Source organism: Flavobacterium sp., assembly GCF_029945805.1.
GTDB lineage: Bacteria > Bacteroidota > Bacteroidia > Flavobacteriales > Flavobacteriaceae > Flavobacterium.
Map to the genome: position 1 here is coordinate 176096 of NZ_JAQSDH010000035.1, position 26549 is coordinate 202644.

The window sequence follows — 26549 nt, forward strand, 5'->3', positions numbered from 1 at the left end:
TATATGAATAGATTTCTACTTTTTTGTCTGTTATTTATTTCCAATTTTTCATTTTCTCAGACCCTTAGAGGGAAAGTTTTTGATGAAAATAACAATTCATTGCCCGGAGCAAATGTTTATTTTGACGGAACTACTATTGCCACTACCACTGATGAAAATGGGAATTTTAGGCTTAACTATGGTGCGAAAATTAATAGTATTCTAGCTATTAGCTATATTGGATACCAAACCCAATACACAAAAGACTTTGATTCAGATACAGAGTTGATAGTTGTTCTCAAAGAATCAATAAACGCACTGAAAGAAGTCGTTATAAAAAAGGACCGATTTTCAAGAGCTGAAAAAATGAAATTATTCAAAGAACAGTTTTTAGGAAAAACCAAATATGGAAGAAAAGCAATCATCCAAAATGAAGATGATATTGATTTCGATTATAATGAAAAGACTAAAACATTAAAAGCTTCTTCGGATAAACCATTATTAATTTACAACACTATTTTAGGATATAAAATCAATTACGAATTAGTAGATTTTGAAGTCAACTTTTGGACAATTAGCATGAATAGTTATGATGTTACCAAATGCTTTTATGCAGGTTTATCAAGATTTGAAGAGATGAAAACGGATTCTAAAGTCCGTAAAGAAAGAGAAAAATGCTATCAAGGTTCTCAGTTGCATTTCTTTAGAAATTTGTCAAACGGTGTTTGGAATAAACAAAATTTCATACTATTTCAAGGAAAATTTGCGGTCGATGCTTCTGAATATTTTATAATTTCAGATGAATCAGACTTTAAAAAAATCACTATAATCAAGACTTATGAGGGTTTGGATAAATTCAAAATTGCCGAATATAATTTGTTGTTTAATGGTAAGGAACAATCAAAAATAATTTTCGGAACGGATACTTTTTTTATTGATAGATTCGGGAACAACTCCAATATCGAAAGTATTATGTTCATTGGGAACATGACTCAAAATAAATTTGGCGGTGTCTTACCCGGTAATTATGGAATTGATTAAAAAAAACGTCCCAATTATTTAGGACGTTTTTTATAAATATATACTGCAAACTGCTACTGCCTTCTGCTTACTTCTTCTGATTCTTCATTTCTTTTTCAATCATTTCGTAGAATTCATCTATTTTCGGTAATACTACGATACGAGTTCTTCTATTTTTCGCTCTATTATCCGCTGAAGTGTTTTCAACTAAAGGAACAAATTCGCCTCTACCAGCTGCAATTAATTGAGATGGTTTTACACCTAAATCTTTTGTCAATACTCTAATAATAGCTGTTGAACGTTTTACACTTAAATCCCAGTTGTCTAGCAATACTGCATTTCCTGTGAATGGAACGTTATCGGTGTGACCTTCAACCATACATTCAAATGTTGGACGACTGTTAACCACTTTAGCCACTTTAGCTAAAACTTCTTTTGCACGGTCACTAACTACGTAACTTCCGCTTTTGAACAATAATTTATCAGCAATAGAGATGAATACAACACCTTTTTCTACGTTGATTTCGATATCTGGGTCAGAAATACCTACTGAACTTTTCAAACTCGTAACTAAAGCCAATGTAACACTGTCTTTTTTTGTTAACGCATCTTGAAGACGTGATATTTTAAGATCTTTTTCTTTTAAACTTTCCAATGATTTTTCAAGGTTAGAAGCACCTTTAGTAGTTAAAACAGTCATTTCTTTTGAGCTGTTTATCAAATCTGAATTATTTTGTTTCAGATAGTCATTTTGTTTTGACATCGCATCTTTTTCAGACAGACACAAATTCAATTTAACTGTAGTCGAATTCAATAAATCTTGACATTCTTTGTTTTGTGCTTCTAAAGCAGCAATCTTTTTCTTAGTACCGCACGAGGTTAGTGTCAACGCGACTAACGAAAGTGCAAAAATTACTTTTTTCATAAATAAGAGGATTAAATTTTAACAAAAATACGGTTTATTTTAAGTTTTAAGGGTTTATTGAATGATAAACTCTTGTTAAAATGCTACTCAAAGACAGTGCCGCTTTTAACAAAGTACTTGTAAACAATGCTGTTCGACCGATAATAGTTTTCCAATTGTGGTGCGTTTCTTTTCTTTAACGTTTTGTTTATCAGAAGGAAAAAATAAAAATGGGCTTTAACAATTGCCCAACAATGAGAAAATTTACCTTTCAATATAAATTGAATTCCGGCAACGCCATCCAGCAAGAGACGCGCGAAAAGGATAAGAAACAGTTTGTTCTCAGGTAAGTTTTTGGTTAACATCAACAATGAATTTCTAAAATTCAACAATGTTTTTTTGGGATTGCTTTCGTTTAAAGTTGCTCCGCCAACATGATACACCACCGATTTTGAAGTGTATTTGGCTTTGTAGCCTAAATTAAATGCCCGCCAACACAAATCGATTTCTTCTTGATGCGCAAAGAAATCACCATCAAAACCATTCAATTTTCTATAAATTTCTTTACGGATGAAAAAACAAGCACCGCTTGCCCAGAAAATTTCTAGTTCGTCATTATATTGTCCGTTGTCTTTTTCTATGGTGCCAAATAGCCGGCCACGGCAATACGGATAACCATATTTATCGATGAAACCGCCTGCTGCTCCAGCATATTCAAAATATTCTTTGTTTTTGTAATCTAAAATTTTGGGTTGAATAATCGCGATAGTAGATTCCGAATCAAAAATCGATAGAATAGGATTTAGCCAATTTTCTGTAACTTCGATATCTGAATTTACTAGTGCATAATACTCTTCCTCAACTTGCTGCAAAGCGCTATTGTATCCGTTAGCAAAACCATAATTTGCATCATTTTGAATAATTGTAATAGAGGGAAACTGCTGTTTTATAAACGCAATCGAATTATCTGTAGAAGCATTGTCCGCAACATAAACGTTCGCCTTATCAGAATACGCCATAATTGAAGGCAGAAATTGTTCTAATAATTTTGCTCCATTCCAATTTAATATAACGACAGCTATTTTTTTCAAGGTTTGTTTGGTTATTTGTGGATTTGGTTATTTGAAAAAGCAGGTAATTCTTCTAGAAAAATATAACATTCGTTCTCGAAATCCATTTGACAAAAGTAATGATTTAGTCCGTTAGTTACCATTAGGTATTCGGCTTTCAACTTTAGGTTGTACCGCGCAATTTGATCGAATGTGTCTTGTGAAATTTTTACTTCGGGCGCCTTGCATTCCACCAAAAGAAAAAAATTGCCATCCGGATAAAAAACAACAATATCATAGCGCTTGTTGATGTCATTGACTTTGACTAATTTTTCGACATTAAGGTATGCTTTAGGATAATTTTTATCTTTTAATAGAAATTGAACCGTGTGTTGTCGCACCCATTCTTCGGGAGTAAGAATGATAAACTTTTTCCTGATGTCATCAAAAATAGACACTTTATTTTCACTATTTTTGAAGCGAAATGAAAAGGATGGAAAATTAAGTTTTTGCATAAAGCAAATGTAATTTAAAATTCAAAATTTAAAATTCAAAATTCCATAAAATGGAAGAAGTAGTAAAAATAATCAACGACATCAAAGCTGGCAAAATCAAACCAATCTATTTTTTGATGGGTGAAGAGCCGTATTATATTGATAGAATTACGGAATATCTGGAAAACAATCTGTTAACAGAAGACGAAAAAGGATTTAATCAAATGGTGCTATATGGCCGTGACACTACTGTTGATGAAATTGTTTCGAATGCGAAACGGTATCCAATGATGTCGGAGCGACAAGTGGTTATTGTAAAAGAAGCACAAGAACTTTCGAGAACTATTGACCAAATTGAGAAATATGCCGAAAATCCACTGCCTAGTACGGTTTTGATATTTGCTTACAAATATAAAACACTAGATAAGCGCAAGAAGTTTGTCAAAACCCTAGAAAAAAATGGATTGCTTTACGAAAGTAAAAAGATGTATGACAACAAAGTCGGGGAGTGGATTAAAAGAGTTTTGCAAGGCAGAGATTACGGAATTGAGCCTAAAGCGATGGCGATGCTAGTAGAATTTCTGGGGAATGATTTGAGCCGAATTGCAAACGAATTAAGTAAACTGGAAATCATCTTGCCAAAAGGAAGCACTATTACGCCGCATCATATTGAAGAAAATATTGGATTTAGTAAAGATTTCAATGTATTTGAATTTCGGAAAGCAATTGGCGAGAAAAACCAACTGAAAGCCTATCAAATTGCCAATTATTTTGCTCAAAACCAAAAGGACAATCCCCTTGTAATGACCAACGGATTAGTATTTAGTTTCTTTTCAGCTTTGCTGCAATACCATGGTTTAAAAGATAAATCGGCAAACAATGTAGCCAAGGTTTTAAGAGTAAGTCCTTTTTTTGTTAACGATTACATTTCAGCTGCACATAATTACCCAATGAAAAAAATAAGTGCCATCATTGGAACTTTACGAAATGTGGATGTGAAAAGTAAAGGCGTTGGTGCGAATGCTCTTCCACATGGAGATTTACTAAAAGAAATGTTAGTAGGCATTTTTAATTAAGTACACTTATTGCTTTTACAAATCTTTGTTTATAGCCCTCTACTTTTAGACTTGTAATAACCACTTTCATTTCGCGTCCTGAAGTAGAATGAATAAAATCGCTGTCCATTCCTTTTGGATTTGTAACAATGCCGAGATGACCGATGACATTGTTGGTTGGACTTAAAAACACTAAGATATCGCCTTTCTTTACGTTATTAATTGGAACTTCTTTTCCAAAATTCTTATATTGTGGCGAACTACGTGGAACCTCAATTTTAAAATGCTTGAAGACATAATATACAAATCCCGAACAATCAAATCCATTAGTAGAACAACCCGCGGCAACATAGGGAGTTCCTAATAATTCCGTTCCATAACTTACAACGCTGTCCCTTAAAGTTGTTTGATTTTTGTTCGAATTTAGTAGCGTTTCTTTACTACTAGTTACATTCTTAAGTCGCCAGGATTTAGTTTCTTTAAGTGAGGTAATTGCAACGAATAATCCAATAAGCATTATACTAGTTACTGTAATAATTTTTATAATACTCATACTTTTAATTTTCATATTGGAAATTAGGAACAATAATTTAGTTCATTTACAAAGCTAACCTAATTTATATAAATTAAAGTTAAAAGAAGTTAAGGGCTAAGGAGCAATTTGGAATAGGATACATTTAACATTCTTTTAAAGAGCGATGAGATAGATTTGTAAATAAATTCATTAAATTTGTTAGGCATAAAAAAATAATCAAAACCGTAAAAAGCAAATGGAAACAATTAATGTAAAAGCATTCGGAACTGATAGCACGACAGCGCCTTTAAAAGAAATGAATATCCAGCGAAGAGTAGTATTACCAAAGGATATTGAGATTGAAGTTTTATATTGTGGTGTATGTCACTCCGACTTGCATACAGCGCGTAACGACTGGGGATTTACAACATATCCCGTAGTTCCAGGTCACGAAATTGTAGGTAGGGTAACCAAAGTAGGTAGTGAAGTAAGTAAATTAAAAGTAGGTGATATTGCCGCTGTAGGATGTTTGGTAGATTCATGCCGTACTTGTAGCAGTTGTGAACAGGATTTAGAGCAATATTGCCAGAATGGCTGGGTTGGAACTTATGGTGGACAGGATAAACATTTGGGTGGATTTACACACGGCGGTTATTCAGAAAAAATTGTAGTTGATGAAGACTTCGTTCTAAAAGTTCCTGCAAATTTAGATTTGGCCGCTGTGGCGCCACTTTTGTGTGCCGGAATTACAACTTGGTCACCATTACGTCACTGGAAGGTTGGTAAAGGAACTAAAGTAGCGGTTGTTGGGCTTGGCGGATTAGGGCATATGGCCATTAAATTGGCTAAAGGATTAGGTGCTGATGTAACACTGTTCTCTAGAACGCCAGATAAGGAAAAAGACGCTTTAGAGTTAGGAGCTGATGCGGTAATTATTTCTACAGATGATACTCAAATGGCTTCTGTTGCAGGAAAGTTCGATGTAATTATTGATACTGTTCCTTATATGCACGACTTGAATCCGTATGTTGCAACATTAGCGATTAGTGGAACTCTTGTTGTAGTTGGATATTTAGGAGGCTTAGAGCCTTTATTGAATACGGTTCCAATGATTATGGGGCGTAAATCTATTGCAGGTTCATTAATTGGTGGAATTGCTGAAACGCAAGAAATGCTAGATTTCTGTGGCGAACACAACATTGTTTCTGAAATAGAAATCATCAAGATGCAAGATATCAATGAAGCCTACGAAAGAATGCAAAAAAGCGATGTGAAATACCGTTTCGTGATCGATATGGCTTCTTTAAAAGCTTAGTAATTAATTGATGTATTTGTAAAAGACATTCTTAACGGAATGTCTTTTTTTTTGGCCCAAAAATAAATATGTTATATATTTTAATTCAATAAGTATGATTCAAATCATAATTTAACAGTTGTTTAACTATTAAATTTGTCTTAATAATTTAAACCCTAATATTATGAATAAAATAGCATTATTACTTGTAGCAACAGTATTACTTATCTCTTGTGGTAAAAAAGAAGGCAGCAATGACGATTTTTCAAAACCTACACCTGTGGATGAATCTGCTGTTGCAAAAGACCCTTCAGACTATGATCCTAAAAGAGGAGAAGGAAAATTTGATAAAGTAGAATTGGGAGCTTCTGTTGACCAAGCTATGGCTGCAGACGGTGAGAAATTAGCTGAAGTTAAATGTACTTCTTGCCATAAATTGACCGACGAAAAACTAGTAGGTCCAGGATGGAAAGGCGTAATGTCTCGTCATCAACCAGAATGGATTATGAATTTTATTACTAATCCCGATCCGATGATTACTAAAGATCCAAAAATGCAAGCGCAATTGGAAATTTGTTTGGTACGTATGCCTAATCAAGGATTAAATGATGATGAAGCACGTCACGTATTAGAATTTATGCGTAAAAACGACGGAGTAAAATAAACCACACTTATTAAACCTAATATATTATGAATAAAAATAAATTAAGTACCCTACTTTTTGCTTTTGTACTGTCAAGTGCTTTGTTTACTTCTTGTAAACCAAAAAACTCAACGGATGCTGTTAGCGGTGACGCTGCTAAACGGGTATATGTTGCGCCAGGAAAGTATGACGAATTCTACAACTTCGTATCTGGAGGTTTTAGTGGTCAAATGAGTGTATATGGTCTTCCAAGTGGAAGAATGCTTAAAGTTGTTCCAATCTTTTCTCAAGATCCAGAAAGTGGATGGGGATTTAGTGAAGAAACTAAACCTATGTTAAACACTTCTGAAGGATTTATTCCGTGGGATGATCAGCATCACCTTGAATTGTCACAAACAAACGGTGAAGTGGATGGACGATGGATTTTTGCCAATGCAAACAATACACCGCGTATTGCGAGAGTTGATTTAAAACGTTTTAAAACAGCAGAAATCATTGAATTACCGAATTCTGCAGGGAATCACTCTTCTCCATTTATTACTGAAAATACAGAATATGTAGTAGCAGGAACACGTTTTGCTGTACCTGGAGATTATGAGGATGGAGATGTGCCAATTAATACGTACAAGAAAAATTTTAAAGCACACGTTAGTTTTATCAAAGTGGATAAAGAATCGGGTAAAATGGACTTGTCTTTCCAATTGCGTTTGCCAGGAGTTAATTTTGACCTTTCTCATGCCGGAAAAGGAAAATCTCATGGATGGTTCTTCTTTACTTGTTATAATTCAGAACAAGCCAACACACTTTTAGAAGTTAATGCTTCTCAAAATGATAAAGATTTTATCATGGCAGTGAACTGGAAAAAAGCAGAAGAGTATATCAAAGCGGGTAAAGGTAAAATGGAAAAAGCTAAATATGCTCACAATACATGGAATGACGATACGCATACAGGTACTTCTGAGATGAAAGACGAAGTTTTAGTATTAGATGCAATGGCAATGAAAGACATTTGTTATTTAATGCCATGTCCAAAATCGCCACACGGTTGTGATGTTGATCCAACAGGAGAATACATAGTGGGTTCTGGAAAATTAGCCGCTTTAATTCCGGTATTTAGTTTTGATAAAATGATCAAAGCAATTGGTAAAAAAGATTATGAAGGTGACTATGAAGGAATTCCTGTGTTGAAATACAACTCTGTTTTATACGGTGAAGTTCAAAAACCAGGTTTAGGACCATTACACACAGAATTTGACGGAAAAGGAAATGCTTATACTACGTTCTTCGTTTCTTCTGAAGTAGTGAAATGGGATATCAAAACACTTAAAGTCTTAGATAGAGTTCCTACGTATTACTCTGTAGGTCACTTATGTATTCCTGGAGGCGATTCTAAAAAACCTTTCGGGAAATACTTAATCGCGTACAATAAAATTACAAAAGACCGGTATTTGCCAACGGGTCCAGAGTTAACGCAATCAGCACAACTATATGACATTAGTGGAGATAAAATGCAGCTGTTGTTAGATTTTCCAACCATTGGGGAACCTCACTATGCACAAGCAGCTCCAGCTGATTTAATTCGTAACAACGGTCAATTGAAGATTTACGACATTAAGAAAAATAATCACCCTAGGGTAGCCAAAGGTGAAAAAGAAACTAAAGTCGTAAGAGAAGGAAATAAAGTACATGTTTACATGACAATGGTTCGTTCTCACTTCTCTCCAGATAATATTGAAGGAATTAAAATGGGTGATGAAGTGTACTTTCACATAACAAATCTTGAACAAGATTGGGATGTTCCTCACGGATTTGCGATTAAAAAAGCCCCAACAGCTGAATTGTTAATCATGCCAGGTGAAACTGCTACTTTATATTGGAAACCAACTAAAGTTGGAATTGTACCATTCTATTGTACCGACTTCTGTAGTGCGTTGCACCAAGAAATGCAAGGATACATAAGAGTATCTCCCGCAGGAAGCAATGTACCACTATCATTTAGTTTAGGTACTAATTTGCCAGCTTCAGCAACAAAATAATAGTAATGACAATCATGAGGGAGCAATTTAAAACTGCTCCCTCTTTTTTTTAAATAAATCTTCAAAATGAAAATATCAAATTTAACTTCGCCTTCACAAGTGATGCTTTTGATTGCAGGATTGCTTTTTATAGGCTCTTTATTTGTGCCAATGTGGAGAATTGAATTATCGGCTCCACAATATCCTGAAGGATTGATGTTGCAATTGCATGCGAACAAAATTGCGGGTGATGTAGATATTATAAATGGTTTAAATCATTATATTGGTATGGCAACACTACACACCGAGAATTTCTTTGAGTTTAAAGTTTTACCCTATGTTTTTAGTGCTTTTGCATTGATTTCTTTTTTACTGATATTTATTAATAAACGAAAGGCTGTGTTTGGCTTTTTAATAGTATTCGTACTATTTGTAGTTGTTGCAGGAATTGATTTTTACAGATGGAATTATGAATATGGCCATAATTTAAACCCAGATGCTGCAATCAAAGTGCCAGGAATGTCGTATCAACCACCATTAATAGGGTATAAGCAATTATTAAATTTTGGAGCTTATTCTATTCCGGATACTGGAGGCTGGATGCTTGCAGGAGCAGGAATCTTAATTGGATTAGTTGTTTTAAAAGAATTTAAATTTAAAAAAGCAGTATAATGAAAATTATATCTTATTTTTTGCTCTTCACACTAATGATCTCTTGTGGTAAAAAAGAAGCAGAACCTATTAAATTAGCCATTGACGGATGTGAATTTTGTAAAATGAAAATTGCAGACGGAAAATTTGGTGGCGAAATAATAACAACTAAAGGACGAGTGTACAAATTTGATGATGTCCATTGCATGATGAATTATCGTAAAGAGAATGAAGCCAAAAAGGTGCAATCTTTTTACATTCATGATTTTAATCAAAGCAATGTACTCATACCAGCCGAAACTTCTTTTTATATAAAAGGCGGCGATATCAATAGCCCAATGCATGGCAATACCATTGCTGTTCAAACAAAAGAAGAAGCGGAACAATTAGCAAAAAAATTTAATGCAAATGTTATTTCTTGGAGTGAAATTAGTAAATAAAAGTAAATGAAACATTTCTTAATTATAGCCTTGCTTTTTTCATTCTCAGTAAAGGGAACCACCATTCATGTGGGCAAAAGCTATCCTATCAAATCTATTAAAAAAGGAATTGAAGTTGCCAAAAAAGGCGATACATTGATGGTTCATACCGGATTATATAAAGAAGGAAATATAATAATTGATAAAAAAATTGTCTTTATAGGTAAAGGTTTACCCGTTTTAGATGGTGAAAAAAAACACGAAGTGCTATCTGTAAAAGCGGATAGCGTTGTAGTTGATGGTTTTAAAGTGATACGATCTTCGTATGCAACAATCACCGACCCATGTGGAATAAAAGTATATAACAGAAAGTATGTTGCGATTCAAAACAATGTTTTAGATGATAATTTTTTTGGAATATACCTTCAGAATTGCCAAAAGTGCACCATAAAAAATAATTCTTTAAAAGCTTATGGTAAAGAAGAACAACAACTTGGAAATGGGATTCATTGTTGGAAATCAAATGAAATCTTAATTATTGGCAATACAATTGACGGTCATCGCGATGGTATTTATTTCGAATTTGTATACGATTCTCTGATTTGGAGAAATATAAGCACCAATAACGTTAGGTACGGACTCCATTTTATGTTTTCTCATAGCGATACCTACATTACCAATGTTTTTGAAAATAATGGAGCAGGTGTTTCTGTGATGTACACGAAAAACGTAAAAATGTTTAACAACTATTTTGAAGAAAATTGGGGCGATTCATCGCACGGAATTTTACTTAAAGACATTACGGACAGTTATATTTTTAATAATAAATTTATCAAAAACACATCGGCTATTTACATGGAAGGTGCGTCCAGAAATAAAATTGAAAAAAACGTTTTTATTTCAAACGGTTGGGGATTGAAAATTCAAGCTAGTTGCATGGATAATGTAATTGTAAACAACAATTTTTTTAAAAATACTTTTGATATCAGCACCAACGGAAGTTTAGTTTTAAATACGTTCGACTCTAATTTTTGGGACAAATACGAAGGGTATGATTTGGATAAAAACGGAATTGGTGATGTTCCCTATCATCCGTTAAGTTTGTTTGCAGTTTTAACAGAATCCACGCCATCCGCTATGCTCTTGTACCGAAGTTTTATGATTACCTTATTAGATAAGTCAGAAAAAATTCTACCGAGTATAACGCCAGATAATTTTTTAGATAAAACGCCATTAATCAAATCAATGCCATTATGATTGAAATAAAAGATATAAATAAAAAATTCGGAAAATTAGAAGTTTTAAAAAAGGTAACGCTTTCGTGTAAAAAAGGACAATGTATCGCGTTAATTGGCCCAAATGGTTGTGGAAAAACGACCTTAATAAAATCGGTTCTTGGGATGGTCTTACCCGATAATGGTGCAATTGAATTTAATGGAAAATCAGTTTTAGGCGAATACATTTATCGTGAAAACATTGGTTACATGCCTCAAATTGGTCGTTATCCGGATAATATGACTATTGGCCAAATTATTGACATGATTAAAAAAATTCGGAACTCAAATCATGAATTGGATGAAGATTTGCTAAAAGCTTTCGAACTTGAAAAAATGTTTGACAAACAAATGCGAACACTTTCAGGCGGAACTACTCAAAAAGTCAGTGCGGTTTTAGCGTTTTTATTCAACCCAGACGTGTTAATTTTAGACGAACCAACGGCAGGTTTAGATCCGTTAGCCTCTGAAATCTTGAAAGAAAAAATCATTAAAGAAAAACAAAAAGGGAAACTTATTTTAATCACATCCCATTTATTAAGTGAATTAGATGATTTGATTACCGAACTTATTTTCATGCAAGATGGTGAAGTTCATTTTCATAAAAGAGTTGAAGATTTAAAAGCAGAAACCAATGAAGATAGGATTTCAAAAGCCATCGCTTCTATACTTAAATCAAAAAAATCAAAATAATATAAAATCAGAGATTGCTTCGCGCCTCGCAATTACAAATGAATAGAATTATAAAAATCATATTACTCGACATTTTAAAAAGCAAGATAGTCATAGCGTATACGCTTATTTTAGCTATTTTATCCTGGAGTTCTTTTGCTTTAGAAGATAATTCAGCTAAAGGAATTTTAACTATTTTAAACGTAATTTTATTTACAGTTCCTTTAGTTTCGATACTTTTTGCCACGATTTATTTATACAATAGTTCCGAATTTATTGAACTTTTATTGAGTCAACCCATCAAACGAAAAAAGATTTGGATTAGCTTATTTCTCGGACTTTCTTTTTCAATGATACTAGCTTTTTTTGTTGGCGCCGGAATTCCGTTACTGCTTAATTCACCCGACAGTGTTGGTTTGATGATGCTGATTAACGGTTGCCTCATAACCGTAATCTTTACCGCTTTGGCTTTTTTAAGTTCGATTCTAACACGAGATAAAGCAAAAGGGATCGGAATCGCAATCATGACTTGGTTATTCTTTGCGTTGCTTTTTGACGGATTGGTTTTGTTTTTACTATTTCAATTTCAAGAGTATCCAATAGAAAATGCAATGGTTGGTGTTACTGCGCTTAGTCCAATAGATTTGGCTCGAATTCAAATTCTTTTGCATTTGGATGTCTCAGCAATGATGGGCTATACAGGTGCTATTTTCAAAGATTTCTTTGGTACCACTTTCGGATTGATTGCTTCGTTTTTATTACTTTGTTTGTGGGCCGTAATTCCATTTTATATTTCATTAAGACGATTTAAAAATAAAGATTTGTAAACATGAAAACCGATATTCGAAATAGAAAAGATATTGAAAAATTGATCAATGCTTTTTACGAGAAAGTAAAAGTAGATGAGGTTATTGGCTACTTTTTCAATGATGTAGCCAAAGTAAATTGGGAAATCCATCTTCCTAAGATGTATGATTTTTGGGAAAATATACTTTTTTACACTGCAAATTTCGAAGGCAATCCTATGGTAGTTCACAAAGAATTAAACGAAAAAAGCGCTATGACAAAGGACCATTTTGTAAGATGGAATGAATTGTTTACTACCACAGTAGATAAATTTTTCGAAGGAAAAAAAGCAGATGAAATCAAAAATAGAGCCTTAAATATTTCGTATGCTATGATGTTTAAAACATTGTAATTTTATTAGTGTTTTACTTCTTAGTGTTTTAAAAAACCACCACGGTTTTCATTTCTTACGATTGATTGCTCCACGACTAACCGTGCGACACCAATCATGTTTTTTAATTCATAAAAATCTTTATTAATTTTATGGTTTTGTTCTATTTCAACAAACTCATTTTCCCAATGTTCGAGTTGATTTTTAGCAAGTAGTAAATCAGAATCAGTTCTAACAATACCTGCATATTGGCGCATTAGTAATTGCAGTTTCAGCTTTTTATTTTTACAATTGTAATCTTGGATTTTAGTTTTAGCATTGACTTTCCATTCGTTAATTTTTGTATAAGTTTCATGACTTTTCGGAATATAATTTGCTAAAAAAGTAACTATTCTTTCCGAATAAACTAAGGCTTCTAAAAGGGAGTTTGAGGCTAATCTATTGGCTCCATGCAAGCCTGTACGAGAACATTCGCCGCAGGCAAACAAATTTTCAATAGAAGTTTGCCCGTTTAGATTAACCGATATTCCTCCGCAAAGATAATGTTGTGCCGGTTGCACTGGAATCCAATTTTTACTTATGTCAATTCCTAAATTTTTGCAATGCTCATAAATCATGGGAAAATGTTTTTGAAAACCAATTGCATCAACTGCGGTACAATCTAAATAAACACATTCATCACCCGACTTTTTTAATTCAATTTCAATGCTTTGAGAAACGATATCTCTTGAGGCTAAATCGCCTCTTTTGTCATATTGAGACATAAATCTGTTGCCGTTTTTTGTGCGTAATAGTGCTCCAAAACCTCGGACTGCCTCAGAAATTAAAAAAGTAGTTCCCGAATTTTTGCTATATAAAGCCGTTGGATGAAATTGAATGAATTCCATGTCATTAATTTTTGCTTTAACTCTGTAAGCCATCGCAATTCCGTCACCAGTTGCAATGGTAGGATTCGTGGTATGACCATAAATTTGACCAATTCCTCCCGTGGCTAGCAAAGTGTAATCAGAATGAAACGAAATTATTTCGTTTGTTTTTTCGTTTAAAGCATACGCTCCTAAACACTGATTATTATGTGTAATTAATTCTAATGCAAAATGATAGTCTAAAATATGTATATTTTTTTTGCTATGTGCTTGCGCAAGAATAGTTCTTTCGATTTCAAAACCAGTTTGATCTTTATGATGTACCACGCGGTTTTCAGTGTGTCCGCCTTCTCTTCCTAAATCAAAATTACCTTTGGCATTGGTGTCGAATTTTGCGCCCCAATCTATCAATTCCTGTAATCGTTTCGGACCTTCCGTTACCACCATTCTGACAACTTCCTCAATACACAAGCCATCACCACAAAGTAAGGTGTCTTGAATGTGTTTTTCATATGAATCTTCTATTTGGTTCACAACCACTGCAATTCCACCTTGCGCATATTTTGTATTCGATTCGCCGTCACTTGATTTTGTGATGATGGTAATTTGTTTATTCGGAAAACGTTCTGCTATTTTTATAGCGAATGTCAATCCTGCAATTCCAGATCCTATGACTAAATAGTTAGTTTGTATCATTATTTCGATAATTCAAGCATTCTATGAATTGGAAGTAATGCTTTCGCTTGAATTTCTATCGGAACACTAATTTCTGGACTTTCATTCAATAAACAATCGTACACTTTTTGTAGCGTATTGAGTTTCATAAATGCACATTCGCTGCAAGCGCAAGTATTATCTTGATATGATGGAGCAGGAATTAAGGTTTTTTCAGGAACCAATTGTTGCATTTTATATAAAATTCCGGCCTCGGTTGCCACGATAAATTTATAGGATTTGGATTCTTTCACATAGTCAATCATTCCAGCTGTTGAACCTATATAATTTGCCGTTTTTAAAATAGGAGCTTCTGATTCAGGATGTGCAATTATTTCAGCATCTGGATTTTTTTTATAAAGTTCCAATAATTTATCAATTGAAAACGCTTCATGAACAATGCACGAGCCATCCCAAAGCACCATTTTTCGACCTGTTTTTTGGATAATATAATTTCCCAAATTTTTATCTGGCGCAAAAATAATCGGTATGTTTTTGGGAACCGATTCTACTATTTTTACTGCGTTGGATGAAGTGCAAACAATAGTACTTAGTGCTTTAATTTCTGCTGAACAGTTTATATAGGTTATCACAATATGATCGGGATGTGCTTCCACAAATTTCTTAAAAATATCTGGTGGACAAGAATCAGCAAGTGAACATCCAGCATTCAAATCGGGAAGAATGACTTTTTTATTTGGATTTAAAATCTTTGCAGTTTCAGCCATAAAATGTACTCCCGCAAAGAGAATAATATCGGCATTTGTTTTTTCTGCTTCTTGAGACAATCCCAAACTATCACCAACATAATCAGCTATTTCTTGAATTTCGGGAACTTGATAATAATGGGCCAGTATAACAGCATTTTTATCTTTTTTTAATTGAATAATTTTAGCTTTTAGGGAATTCATTTCGAAATTATAGGTTTATTTTTTTTTAAAAACAGAAATACAAAATAAACTTTTATAAAACTTTTTATCTATGACTTTACTCATAAACGGGGGGTTTTTATATTCATAATTTCGTATCAACAAATTTTAAAATATAACATTATGAACGTTTTAGAACACACAACTATTGGTGAATATGTAGCCAAAGATTTCAGAACAGCCAGCGTTTTTTCAAAATATGGAATTGATTTTTGCTGCAAAGGCAACCGTACTATTGAAGAAGCTTGCGAAAAGAAAAATTTAGATTTTACTCAAATTGAAAATGAAGTTGCACAACTTTTAGAAACAAAATCAGATGGAGCAATTGATTTTAAATCATGGCCAACCGATTTATTAATTGATTACATCGAAAAAACGCACCACCGTTATGTAGAAGAAAAATCAGCCATATTACTTTCCTTTCTATATAAATTATGCAAAGTTCACGGATACAATCATCCCGAATTATTTGAAATTAACGAATTATTTAAAGGTTGTGCGAGTGAATTGGCACAACACATGAAAAAAGAAGAATTGATCTTATTTCCATTCATTAAAAAAATGGAAAATGCAATCCGAACAAATCAAGCTATTGAGCAACCACATTTCGGAACTGTTGAAAATCCGATTGCCATGATGCAGGAGGAACATCTAACGGAAGGCGATCGTTTTGTTAAAATAGCAGCGTTAACCAATAACTATGCACCGCCATCTGATGCTTGCAATACCTATAAAGTAACCTTTTCTATGTTGCAAGAGTTTGAAGAAGATTTACACAAACACATCCATTTAGAAAATAATATTTTGTTTCCAAAGGCCATGGAAATGGAAAGTCAGTTGTGCAATGCTATCTTAAGTTTAAATCAGTTACACTCCTCATAAAACTATAGTATGGAGAAATATGTTATCAAAAGAAATGGAGATTATAAACCCTTTGAACGTTTTAAAATAAAGGATGCAATAGAGAAAAGTTTCAGTAGTGCTTCCATTCCGTATGATGAAAGTGTTTTTGAAAGTGTACTAGCAACATTCGAAAATAAAAACACTTTGGCTGTAGAAGAACTTCAAGATAGGATTGAAAAAGTGCTATTTTAAAAAGAGTATTTTACAGTCATGCGTTCGTTTATGTTGTACCGTCATACCAGAAAATTACAGCGGGAACATATTCATGGTTTAAATGATGATACCACTTATGTAAACAGCTCACAAACCATTGAAGAATATATCAGCCAAACGGATTGGAGAATCAATGCTAATGCGAACACATCATATTCTAATGCGGGTTTGGTTAACAATGTGGCTGGGAAAATAATCGCAAATTATTGGTTGGACAAAGTGTATTGCAAGGATGAAGGATATGCGCACCGAAGCGGCGATATTCATATTCACGATTTAGATTGTTTGACAGGTTATTGTGCGGGCTGGAGTTTGCGTGTTCTGCTTAATGACGGTTTTAATGGCGTTCGCGGAAGAGTCGAAAGTAAGCCGCCTTCACATTTTAGAGAAGCTTTGGGACAAATGGCAAATTTTCTTGGAATTTTACAAAGCGAGTGGGCAGGCGCTCAGGCATTCAGCTCGTTTGACACGTATTTATCACCTTATGTTTTTAAAGATAATTTATCTTTTGATGATGTTTTAAAAGCTGTTAGAAGTTTTGTTTATAATTTGAATGTTCCAGCCCGTTGGGGACAATCTCCGTTTACCAACATTACCCTCGACTGGGTTGTTCCCACTGATTTGAAAGAGCAGATTCCGACTAAAAATGACCATCATTTATTTGAAAAGATCACGGAGGAATCGGTTTTAGATAGAGCCAAAGAAAGAGGCGTTTCGAATTTGATAGAAATGCGTTACGAACATTTTCAAGAAGAAATGAACTTGATTAATAAGGCGTATTATACCGTTATGACAGAAGGCGATGCGAATGGCCAACCTTTTACTTTTCCAATTCCAACAGTGAATATCACAGAAGATTTTGATTGGGATGGAGAAAACATAGAAATTCTTTTTGAGAATACAGCTAAAATAGGGTCGTCTTATTTTCAGAATTTCATCGGAAGTCAATATATTTTGGATGAAAATGGCAATAAAATCGAAAACGAAAATGCGTATAAACCAAATGCGGTTCGAAGTATGTGTTGCCGTTTGCAACTCGACTTAAGAGAATTATTAAAACGCGGCAACGGACTTTTCGGAAGTGCTGAAATGACCGGAAGCATTGGTGTTGTAACTATAAATATGGCTCGATTGGGCTATTTGTATAGTGGTAATAAGGCTGAATTAATCAAGCAATTAGACCATTTGATGGAAATTTCAAAATCAACATTAGAAAAGAAAAGAATCTTTATTCAAGAGATGTACGATCGGGGTTTATTTCCGTATACTAAAAGATATTTGTCTCATTTTAGAAACCATTTTTCAACGATTGGTGTCAATGGAATGAACGAAATGGTTCGGAATTTCACTAATGATAAAGAAGATATTACCAGTTCTTTTGGAAATGATTTTTGTATGGAACTATTAGATCATATTCGAAACAGAATGAAAGAATATCAAGAAGAAACTGGAAATTTGTACAACCTTGAAGCCACGCCAGCCGAAGGAACAACCTATCGTTTTGCGAAAGAAGACAAAAAGCGTTTTCCAGAAATACTACAAGCCGGAATGGGAGAAAATATTTATTATACCAACAGTTCTCAAATTCCAGTAGATTTTACCCAAGATCCGTTTGAAGCCTTGCTGATACAAGATCAATTGCAATGCAAGTACACTGGAGGAACGGTTTTGCATCTGTATATGAATGAAAGAATAAGTTCTCCAGAAGCGTGTAAAAACTTTGTAAAAACAGTAGTGTCCAATTTTAAATTGCCTTACATCACAGTAACACCGGTATTTAGCGTTTGTCCAGTTCATGGCTATTTGAACGGTGAACATGAATTTTGTCCGAAATGTGACGACCAATTATTAGAAACCTTAAACAACACACAAGATGCAAACAAAAACTAAACAAATTTTAGAGCAAAATCAAGAATTGAGAACCAAATGTTTGGTGTACACCCGAGTTATGGGATACCATCGTCCAGTTGAAAGTTTTAATATAGGAAAAAAAGGCGAACACAAACAGCGTATTCATTTCAAAGAAGTGAAGTGCTAAGTAAACCAATTTCCTATATTACACCGTTCACTTTATTAGATTATCCGCATCATTCAGCTTGTATTCTTTGGTATGCAGGCTGTAATATGCGCTGTTTGTATTGTTATAATCCCGAAATTGTTTTTGGGAAAGGAACTATCGAATTTAATGAAGTGCTTTCGTTTTTAAAAACCCGAATAGGTTTATTGGATGCCGTGGTTTTTAGTGGTGGCGAATGTATGATTCACAAAAATATCACAGAGCAAATCAAACAAGTAAAAGCTTTAGGATTTGCTGTTAAAATAGATACTAATGGTTCCAAACCTGAAGTTTTAAAACACTTAATTGAAGAAAATTTGGTTGATTATATCGCTTTAGATTTTAAGGCTGTGCCCGATAAGTTTGAGCAAATCACTAAATCTAATTTATTTAAACCTTTTTTAGACACTTTAAAAATCCTTACCAATTCTAAAATTAATTTTGAAGTCAGAACTACGTATCATTCCGATTTGCTAAATGAAAATGATATAAAAACAATAATTGCCATTTTAGCATCTTATAACTACAATGGCAATTATTACATTCAATATTTTAGAAATAATACAGCTACAATTGAAAAACTCGACTGGTCTTTAAAAAATCTTACTTCAGATTCTCTTTCTACTAAAGACATTCAGGTTGTATTTAGATAACATTTCTTATCTAAAAGTGAATTTTGCTTCCTTTATGATTTTAGTTCAATAGTATTAATCGCTTCTTTGTAAAATTCTAATTGTTCGGCTATTTTTGAACCCGAATTTTTAAAATAGGAAGTGTTTTTAAATAAGTTTTGATAATACGCAATTCCTTCATTGATATTGTTTCGATACGAATTCCACTTTTTTAATTGATTGGCAGTAACTTCATCAGTGAACGTACTGATTTCATTTCGTAGATAATCTACGTACATTTTTAACTCTTTGACAAACAAATTTGGACGCTCCGTTTCGTGCATCACATTCGTATTTCCATAAATATGTTGCACCATTTCATGCAAAGAATATTCTTTGTCAAAATATGCTAAATTTGGTCCAGGACAAATTACGACACCTTGTTGTTGGCCTTTTATCGGCATATCATTTTCTATATATGATGCGTTTGCCAAGCCGACACAGAGACAAGATTTCTCAGTAATTTTTTGTTGTTTTATTTCAAAATCTGTGGCTGAAATTTCACTTTTCTTTTGTACTAATTTTTCCAATTCTAAATCTTGGTATTTTTTAGAAGCAGTACAAATTCCTTCTTTGTTATACGACTTGTTCAAAGCCAAAAACTTTTTCGGACATGAACTTCCGGCTTTATTATCATTGATCCGTTTTTGTTTCCAATAATCATTAGAAACGCCTTTAATCGAATTAAAAGGAACACCGAGGGGCGAAATATTACTCAAATAAAAATCGTCTTCTTTAGCATTCGCTAATAATTTTCGGGTTTGCGCATCTACGGAAGTCGCTTCTGGAACCAATAGAAAAGGCGAACCCCAACCAATAGAATCCAATTGATATTCGTCTAATAAAAACTCATGTTCTTCTGCTGTTCCTACGCCACCTTGTGCGGTTATTTTTATCGGCAAAATAGTTTTAGGCAAAGGCTTTTCTTTTAATGTCAACGCTTTTATCAATAAATCGTGTGTAGATTGAAGTAATTCACTTCGTTTTTCTTTAAAATCTTGTAGAATTGGTCCCATTAAAAAACCATCGGTAGCGAAAGCATGACCGCCACAATTTAAACCTGATTCGATGCGGTATTCCGAAACCCAAAGTCCTTTTTTGGCTAAAAAATTACCTTGAATTAATGCGGAACGATAATCGCTAACTTTTAAGATTATTTTTTTTCTTAGAAAACCAGTTTCATCTGGAAAAAAATCAGGGAAATTCTCAAAATAACTATATAATCTCGGATTCATTCCTGCAGACAATACTACAGAAGACTTAAGGTTACTGTTGGCAAATCCTCTTAAAGATGCATGAGCATCATTGAATTCAATTGGTAATTGCACGTCACCTTCATAGTTATCTTTGTCGACTTTGGTCATAATATTAACGTCGATTTCACCCAAAGAAATGTTTTTTTCAATAAACTGAACTAAGTTATCTTTGATTGTCATTCCATCATCAATAAACTCTTGCAATCCTTTTTTTAAATCCGATTTGTTTGGTAAAAGTGCGATATAGTTTTCTAAAGCTGTTTTGCTTTCAACTAAATCATTTTTGAATTTTTCAAATTTTTCATTTACGATAGTATCCATCGTATTTAAATAATTTGTGATTCTAGTAGCTCTGTAATCTTGAATTTTTTGAGTGATTTCTTGATAAGGAATGCTAAACTTTTCGTTGTAAAAAGCTCTCATTTTTTCGATTAAATCATCGTCAGTTATTGAAACCGTTGAAGTAATGCCATAATGAGCAACTCGAATCGGACTATCAATTGTAAAAGCCAATCCCATTACGGGAATATGAAAAGTATGGCTGTTTTTAGTGTTTGACATAGTATTGTATTAAATGTTTTTTATTTGTTTTTGTTGGAACGTACTGATTAAATTGATAATTATTGTTCCTAATCCGGATATAATTCCTAATCCAAACAGCACAAAGGCAAGATTCAAACTGTGTTGCGATTCTTGAAATTTGCTGAACGTTTCGGTTGAATTTCCAAAGAGCCAAATGCTTTTTTTTAATCCCATAATCAAAAGTGTAATCCAAAATAAGACGAAGGAAATATGAAATATTTGAATCCCTTTTTTTAAATTTTTAATTGTTTTGTCGGTAAATGAAAATTCAGTGTCAAAAATATAAGTAACGGAAGAAAACAGAATTAGTGTATTAATTCCGATAGTTGTTCCCATGGAATGCGCTACCGTAATATGTGTTCCGTGTGTGAATAAATTAATGGAAGGAATAGATATTAATAGCGCCAAAATAATATTCAGAAAAACCCATAAATCTGCTAACCCCATAAATTTATAGGCAATTGAAAAATGAATTTTCTTTTCTTGTGATAAATTTTTTCTCCAATCATAAATAATCGAGAATAGAATAATCCATTCCGTCATGCTGATCATGTAGGCAAAATACCGAATCCACGGCGCTGTCGGAACCATATAAATATGATGTGCCCAACCGAACATCAAATTCGTTAATCCTAAAAAGTAAAAAAAGAAGGCTTTTTTAGACGTTGCATAACGGTTTTCGCCACTAATTTTTTCCATTACGAATAGTGCTGTGCCGTAAACTAGCATGTTCCACGAACCTACATACGAACCGCCAGATTTCCATTGAATTGCTAAGTTTTGAATGTAATAATCTCTGAAATAAGGCAAAAGCCATAAATGAGCTTCGGTAAAATGAAAAATCATTAATACAATTCCGGTGGACCACATATAATAATAAACAGGCCAAGTTTTGAACGAAGAAAGCATCGATTTAAAATAATTGATACCCAATAAAATCCATCCTAAAACAATTGGAAAATAATAATAACTCGGAAATTCCAGGTATTCTTTTCCACCAAATTTTTTAGACAAATAGGAAATGGCAATACCAATTCCGGTTATTAAAAAAATCCAAAAATGCCATTTCACGAGTGAATTATTGTAAAATTGACGAGTCGGATTTGATTTTAAATAGTAGTAAATTCCACCAATAGCGGCTAATAAAATCCAGGAAACGACAAACAAAGTATGCAATGGTCTAACGGCATTAAACGGAAGTTTTTCTTTTATAAAATCGGGAAAAATATATTGTAAACCACCTAATAGACCAAAGCACATACCCAAAAACAAAGCTACTAATGCAATAATTATGAAATAGAACGGATATCTATTAGTTTTCATTTTCAGATAGTTTATTTTTAATAGTTACCCAACCATTCTTTCCAATTGTTGCATTTACATCTGGATAATAACCTGTTTGGTCGATTTCTTTAAAAAATTGAACCAATTGCTCTTTTTCTACTTCCGAAAAATTGAATTTTGGCATCGATTGAATACCACTATTTAAGATTGTTTTAATATAATGTTCTCCTTTACCTTGTTTGGAATATACATTGGTAACATCAGGGCCGAGATAACCGCCTAAACCATAAATTTGATGGCACGAATTGCAGTTGTTTTTCAGCCAAATGTTTTCGCCTTGAATGCCTTTTTCAGATAAGTGAACCGATTTATATTGTGATTTTGAAGTGTAAGTAATGACGTTATAGATGCTGAAAGCACAAATTAATACCAAAAGAATTATCAAATATTTTGATGATTGTAGCATTATAAAGCACTAATTTTCAATGTTTATAATGGGTTTTAATTCTATTTCACTTTTAATCGAATTGGAAATCAAACAAGCGGCTTCTGATTTTTCTAAAATGTGTTGGGCACGTTCCATTTTATCAAGTTCTGCAATAGTTACCTCCGGTTTTAGTATAATTTTTGTCATCAAGTATTTTCCGTCAACCTGCTCTAAAATGCCTTCTGCGTCACATTTGAAGTGGATGAAATCAAATTTCGAATATGCCGCAATAGCTAAAAAAGTCGTCATAAAACAACTTACTACAGAAGCGGTAAATAGATGTTCTGGTGACCAAATATTAGGCATTCCCTTATCAAATTCGGGTGGCGTAGCTACTTCTATTTTTAGCGGTAATTCAGGAGACGAGATAATTCCTTTTCTATCATTTTCCCATTTTAAATTTACAGTATAACTATGTTTTTCCATCTTTGATTTATTTAAATTGTGATTGCACAAATGAAGTGATAACTATTGTTTTAGGATATGATTAAAATCACATTTTAATTAAATTATAAGCGTCACAATTCCGATCAATTAAACTAAAAAGAGGCATACACTCACTTTCCAAAATGCTTGCTTTCTTTAATTTCATATAATGAAAAGCAACCAATAAAAATTTAATTGCAGCAAAGAATTCTATCGCAACTACAAAAAAAGCATAGGCTACTAGAGGCTATGCTTTTTTTGAATTAATAAAATAGATGATTTTTTTAGTACACCTTTATTTAAAAACAAATAAAGAACTAGTTATTTTATTTTGGAAGTAATACATCTCCAATTACATGAATAATTCCGTTTGATGTTGGAATAGAAGCCACAATTTCGGAACCGTTTACAAAGGTTTTATCTCCTTTTTTAGTAATGGTAACTTTACCTCCATATACCATATCAAACTTCTGTCCGTCTTGCATATATTCAGGTTTTAGTGTCCCAACATAGGTATGATAACCCAAAATATTAGCTAATTTATCTTTGTTTTCGGGTTTTAATAAATCTTCAACAGTTCCTTTTGGTAGTTTATCAAATGCAGCATTAGTTGGAGCAAACACGGTAAAAGGTCCAGCATTACTTAATGAGGTTACTAATCCTGCAGCTTTAACGGCAGCTACTAAAGTGGTGTGATCTTTACTTCCCGAAGCCACTTGAACAATATTAGGATTTGAAGTGTCATCTTTTACACCTTCTTGTCCAACAGATTCCGTTGTGGTATCATCTGTTGCGTTACCTGTAGTAGTGCTTTGGTCAGTTTTTTTACATCCAACAAAAACTACTAGCCCGATTAATAATAATAATTTAATTGATTTTTTCATAATATAGTACAGTTGGTTTTTATAGGGACAAAGTAATTACTTAAGAATGGATAATTTTATGAGTGTAATCATAAAAGTGGGTGAATATTACCTTTTTTTATAGAAAAATATACTGTTGTACCAATACCGAAAACTAATATTATTGCAGCGCCAAATAGCATTTCATTTACATACGGAATTACGGTGTAACTAAATGATGCAATTCCTTGTACAGCAAGAACAACTTCATTTAGTAAGACACCAATGGAGAAAATAATTATTCCAGATTTAATTTGTTTGTTGATGTAAAAAAAGTGATTCGCATAAATGTAAAATAGTAAAAACAATGAAATAACAGCTAATAAAACCAAATGCAAATAAGCAATAACTATAGGTCTGAAACCAAAGGTCAATTGACTTAATGCTGGAATGGTTGATCCCAATTGAAGAATGAATTTTACGCTCAGAGCAAATCCTACAAATAACAAAATATACCTTAAGAAAAATGGATAATTCTGTAAAATATTTAATTTGGTTTTGATTAAAATGGAGAGTAGTTTGAACCAAGCGAACACTTGAATAAAAGCCGAAATTACGGTTACTACATAAACCCAGTTCGGAATTAAATCCCACCAAAGTGTAGATAGAAAATACGCTGGTATGCAAGCAATGAAAAATAACTTAAAGGACATTTTAAAGAAAGGGTTTTCCGTTGATTTTAGGTTTAGTAAATCAAACAATAATCCCATACAAGCAAAGAAAAACCAACCATTGTATTGAAAATGTAAATAATAATAAATGGAAGCCAAATATTCTTCTTGATGAATATTTTTCGTTATCATCATATAGGCCAATGCAAAGGTTCCAAATGAGGAGAAAATATTAAAGAAAATTGCAGCTTTGAACCAATTTTTAGAGAGAGAATTAGTATCGATTAATTTCAAATCTTTAAAATAGTAGTAACCAAATATACAAGCAACTGCAATGGATAACGTAGAAAAAAAGATGGAAAACGTTCCGTAACCTTCAATGAAAAAGAAAATTAACAACCCGTAGGCGCTAATTAAATTGGCTATTATAATTTTGGTATATTTTTGACTGTCAAAATTGACTATTTTTTTTTGTAAAAAATAAATTAAAAGAACAATCAAAGTGTGACTTACCCATCCAGTAAAGGCAAAATGCGAATGAGAATGTTGTAAATGTTTTTGGTCTAGGAAAGGAAATTCAAATCCAATTTTGTAGCGCATTAAAAGTCCGAGTAATGCAACAATAAGAAGATTAAATAACGAAAATTTTAGCGCGAATTTTGTAGTAAACTGCATTAGTAATATATTTTATGGTTTATTATTTTTACAGTATTTAGTTTACTCATTTTTGATAGTTCTCTAATAACGGTTTCCACTCTGAGACCTGTAAAGTTCGCAATTTCTTGCCTAGTAAAATAAACTAATTGTTTTGTGTCATTATTCAAATCGCTCTTGTGCGCTTTTAAAAAGGCATTAATCCTATATTCTGGTTTTTGATTTATGATTGCCTTAGTAGTGACTGCTTTTGAATGAATTCTTTTAGCCATTAAATTTAATAAATTTCTCTGAATCGAAGGATATTCGTCTAAAATTTTTAAAAATTTATCTTTAGAAAGTTTAATTATTTTGCTATCATGAATAGCAATTGCTGCGGATGGATAATTTTCATTAATTAGTAAAGGCGGTTCTCCAAAGCTCTGTCCTTCAGAAAAATAGCCTTGTGTAAACTCTTTCCCTTCGTCATTTAAATTAATCATTTTTACAGTTCCTTCGATAATTTGGAAATAAAAATTGGCAAATTCATCTTCATTAAAAACCACCTCATTTTTTTTATATTCCTTAGCAATTGCTCCCCAAGAAAAAAGTAAATTTAAATCTATATGCATACCTTAATTTTAAGTTTTGTAATCTACAACAAAAGCCATTTGCAAATCTAATTTAACGTATTTTTATAAATCATGATTATAGTCATATTAGAAATAATATTTAAAAACGTCTTCTCCTAATATACCTTGACAATTTTTATTAAAAATTGTTCTTCGGAAATAGATATAATGGATATGCAAATAAAAATTACAGTTTAAGTTAAGCGACATTTTTGTAAATGTTG

The 26549-nt window shown here is 32.9% G+C and carries 28 protein-coding genes and 1 pseudogene; 16 read left to right on the top strand and 13 right to left on the bottom strand.

What is annotated here, in order from left to right; translation table 11 throughout:
- Window positions 1-3: 3 nt before the first annotated feature.
- Entirely contained in the window at window positions 4-1020 is a 1017-nt protein-coding gene (locus tag PSU83_RS09245; protein WP_300589110.1) for a carboxypeptidase-like regulatory domain-containing protein, read from the top strand.
- Between the two features lie 67 nt (window positions 1021-1087).
- Here PSU83_RS09245 and PSU83_RS09250 read toward each other — a convergent pair whose 3' ends face one another.
- From PSU83_RS09250 to PSU83_RS09260, 3 genes are all read right to left on the bottom strand, one after another.
- Window positions 1088-1924 carry an OmpA family protein gene (locus PSU83_RS09250; protein ID WP_300589111.1) on the bottom strand — a complete coding sequence of 279 codons (837 nt, stop codon included), beginning with the start codon at window positions 1922-1924 and terminating at the stop codon, window positions 1088-1090.
- 83 nt (window positions 1925-2007) lie between these two features.
- Complete coding sequence (locus tag PSU83_RS09255; RefSeq protein ID WP_300589112.1) at window positions 2008-2994, bottom strand: glycosyltransferase family 2 protein; 987 nt, start codon at window positions 2992-2994, stop codon at window positions 2008-2010.
- Window positions 2995-3005: 11 nt separating this feature from the next.
- Entirely contained in the window at window positions 3006-3467 is a 462-nt protein-coding gene (locus PSU83_RS09260) for a type I restriction enzyme HsdR N-terminal domain-containing protein (protein ID WP_300589113.1), read from the bottom strand.
- Between the two features lie 50 nt (window positions 3468-3517).
- Here PSU83_RS09260 and holA point away from each other — a divergent pair, with 50 nt between their 5' ends.
- Window positions 3518-4522: a DNA polymerase III subunit delta gene (gene holA / locus PSU83_RS09265; protein WP_300589114.1), complete on the top strand. Its 1005-nt coding sequence runs from the start codon at window positions 3518-3520 to the stop codon at window positions 4520-4522.
- Here holA and PSU83_RS09270 read toward each other — a convergent pair.
- Window positions 4515-5054 carry a C40 family peptidase gene (locus PSU83_RS09270; protein WP_300589115.1) on the bottom strand — a complete coding sequence of 180 codons (540 nt, stop codon included), beginning with the start codon at window positions 5052-5054 and terminating at the stop codon, window positions 4515-4517. The genes holA and PSU83_RS09270 overlap by 8 nt on opposite strands.
- A 217-nt stretch (window positions 5055-5271) precedes the next feature.
- Here PSU83_RS09270 and PSU83_RS09275 point away from each other — a divergent pair, with 217 nt between their 5' ends.
- The 9 genes from PSU83_RS09275 (at window position 5272) to PSU83_RS09315 (ending at window position 13181) form a co-directional block, all read left to right on the top strand.
- On the top strand, window positions 5272-6330 hold the full coding sequence (locus PSU83_RS09275) for an NAD(P)-dependent alcohol dehydrogenase (RefSeq protein ID WP_300589116.1): 1059 nt from the start codon (window positions 5272-5274) through the stop codon (window positions 6328-6330).
- Between the two features lie 163 nt (window positions 6331-6493).
- A complete protein-coding gene (locus tag PSU83_RS09280) occupies window positions 6494-6973 on the top strand; it encodes a c-type cytochrome (protein ID WP_300589117.1) in 480 nt (159 codons plus the stop codon).
- A gap of 26 nt (window positions 6974-6999) precedes the next feature.
- Window positions 7000-8988 (top strand): Sec-dependent nitrous-oxide reductase, encoded by a 1989-nt coding sequence (gene nosZ, locus PSU83_RS09285; protein ID WP_300589118.1) that lies wholly within the window; start codon window positions 7000-7002, stop codon window positions 8986-8988.
- Between the two features lie 66 nt (window positions 8989-9054).
- Window positions 9055-9639, top strand: a complete 585-nt coding sequence (locus PSU83_RS09290; protein WP_300589119.1) for a hypothetical protein — start codon at window positions 9055-9057, stop codon at window positions 9637-9639.
- A complete protein-coding gene (locus PSU83_RS09295; RefSeq protein WP_300589120.1) occupies window positions 9639-10058 on the top strand; it encodes a nitrous oxide reductase accessory protein NosL in 420 nt (139 codons plus the stop codon). The genes PSU83_RS09290 and PSU83_RS09295 overlap by 1 nt, the downstream gene beginning before the upstream one ends.
- 6 nt (window positions 10059-10064) lie before the next feature.
- Window positions 10065-11294: a nitrous oxide reductase family maturation protein NosD gene (locus PSU83_RS09300; RefSeq protein WP_300589121.1), complete on the top strand. Its 1230-nt coding sequence runs from the start codon at window positions 10065-10067 to the stop codon at window positions 11292-11294.
- Window positions 11291-12004, top strand: coding sequence for an ABC transporter ATP-binding protein (locus PSU83_RS09305; protein ID WP_300589122.1), 714 nt, complete (start codon window positions 11291-11293; stop codon window positions 12002-12004). The genes PSU83_RS09300 and PSU83_RS09305 overlap by 4 nt, the downstream gene beginning before the upstream one ends.
- Window positions 12005-12042: 38 nt before the next feature.
- On the top strand, window positions 12043-12810 hold the full coding sequence (locus PSU83_RS09310; RefSeq protein ID WP_300589123.1) for an ABC transporter permease subunit: 768 nt from the start codon (window positions 12043-12045) through the stop codon (window positions 12808-12810).
- A gap of 2 nt (window positions 12811-12812) precedes the next feature.
- The gene (locus PSU83_RS09315) at window positions 12813-13181 is read left to right on the top strand and encodes a group III truncated hemoglobin (RefSeq protein ID WP_300589124.1); all 369 of its coding nucleotides are present in this window, start codon (window positions 12813-12815) and stop codon (window positions 13179-13181) included.
- Window positions 13182-13201: 20 nt separating this feature from the next.
- On the opposite strand, the gene nadB is transcribed toward PSU83_RS09315, so the two are convergent.
- Together nadB and nadA are read right to left on the bottom strand one after the other, a co-directional pair.
- Window positions 13202-14722, bottom strand: coding sequence for an L-aspartate oxidase (gene nadB / locus PSU83_RS09320; protein ID WP_300589125.1), 1521 nt, complete (start codon window positions 14720-14722; stop codon window positions 13202-13204).
- Window positions 14722-15651, bottom strand: a complete 930-nt coding sequence (gene nadA, locus PSU83_RS09325) for a quinolinate synthase NadA (RefSeq protein WP_300589126.1) — start codon at window positions 15649-15651, stop codon at window positions 14722-14724. Before nadA ends, nadB begins: the two co-directional genes overlap by 1 nt.
- A 141-nt stretch (window positions 15652-15792) precedes the next feature.
- Between nadA and ric the strand changes: the two genes are divergently transcribed.
- The 5 genes and pseudogenes from ric to PSU83_RS09350 all read left to right on the top strand — a co-directional run bounded on the left by ric (window position 15793) and on the right by PSU83_RS09350 (window position 19494).
- A complete protein-coding gene (gene ric, locus PSU83_RS09330) occupies window positions 15793-16551 on the top strand; it encodes an iron-sulfur cluster repair di-iron protein (protein WP_300589127.1) in 759 nt (252 codons plus the stop codon).
- 9 nt (window positions 16552-16560) lie between these two features.
- Window positions 16561-16764, top strand: a complete 204-nt coding sequence (locus PSU83_RS09335; RefSeq protein WP_300589128.1) for an ATP cone domain-containing protein — start codon at window positions 16561-16563, stop codon at window positions 16762-16764.
- A 15-nt stretch (window positions 16765-16779) separates the two neighbouring features.
- Window positions 16780-18675, top strand: a pseudogene (locus PSU83_RS09340) (ribonucleoside triphosphate reductase); the annotation flags it as partial.
- Window positions 18659-18823: an anaerobic ribonucleoside-triphosphate reductase gene (gene nrdD / locus PSU83_RS09345; RefSeq protein WP_300589129.1), complete on the top strand. Its 165-nt coding sequence runs from the start codon at window positions 18659-18661 to the stop codon at window positions 18821-18823. The pseudogene PSU83_RS09340 and the gene nrdD, both read left to right, overlap by 17 nt.
- Complete coding sequence (locus PSU83_RS09350; RefSeq protein WP_300589130.1) at window positions 18817-19494, top strand: anaerobic ribonucleoside-triphosphate reductase activating protein; 678 nt, start codon at window positions 18817-18819, stop codon at window positions 19492-19494. Before nrdD ends, PSU83_RS09350 begins: the two co-directional genes overlap by 7 nt.
- 32 nt (window positions 19495-19526) lie before the next feature.
- Here PSU83_RS09350 and PSU83_RS09355 read toward each other — a convergent pair whose 3' ends face one another.
- The 7 genes from PSU83_RS09355 to PSU83_RS09385 all read right to left on the bottom strand — a co-directional run bounded on the left by PSU83_RS09355 (window position 19527) and on the right by PSU83_RS09385 (window position 26325).
- The gene (locus tag PSU83_RS09355; protein ID WP_300589131.1) at window positions 19527-21329 is read right to left on the bottom strand and encodes a hypothetical protein; all 1803 of its coding nucleotides are present in this window, start codon (window positions 21327-21329) and stop codon (window positions 19527-19529) included.
- A gap of 9 nt (window positions 21330-21338) precedes the next feature.
- On the bottom strand, window positions 21339-22673 hold the full coding sequence (locus PSU83_RS09360) for a cbb3-type cytochrome c oxidase subunit I (RefSeq protein ID WP_300589132.1): 1335 nt from the start codon (window positions 22671-22673) through the stop codon (window positions 21339-21341).
- Window positions 22663-23100: a cytochrome c gene (locus PSU83_RS09365; RefSeq protein ID WP_300589133.1), complete on the bottom strand. Its 438-nt coding sequence runs from the start codon at window positions 23098-23100 to the stop codon at window positions 22663-22665. Before PSU83_RS09365 ends, PSU83_RS09360 begins: the two co-directional genes overlap by 11 nt.
- Window positions 23101-23109: 9 nt before the next feature.
- Window positions 23110-23547, bottom strand: coding sequence for an OsmC family protein (locus tag PSU83_RS09370; protein WP_300589134.1), 438 nt, complete (start codon window positions 23545-23547; stop codon window positions 23110-23112).
- Window positions 23548-23873: 326 nt separating this feature from the next.
- The gene (locus PSU83_RS09375; protein ID WP_300589135.1) at window positions 23874-24431 is read right to left on the bottom strand and encodes a fasciclin domain-containing protein; all 558 of its coding nucleotides are present in this window, start codon (window positions 24429-24431) and stop codon (window positions 23874-23876) included.
- Window positions 24432-24499: 68 nt separating this feature from the next.
- Window positions 24500-25735, bottom strand: coding sequence for a hypothetical protein (locus tag PSU83_RS09380; protein ID WP_300589136.1), 1236 nt, complete (start codon window positions 25733-25735; stop codon window positions 24500-24502).
- Entirely contained in the window at window positions 25735-26325 is a 591-nt protein-coding gene (locus PSU83_RS09385) for a Crp/Fnr family transcriptional regulator (RefSeq protein ID WP_300589137.1), read from the bottom strand. Before PSU83_RS09385 ends, PSU83_RS09380 begins: the two co-directional genes overlap by 1 nt.
- Window positions 26326-26549: the final 224 nt, after the last annotated feature.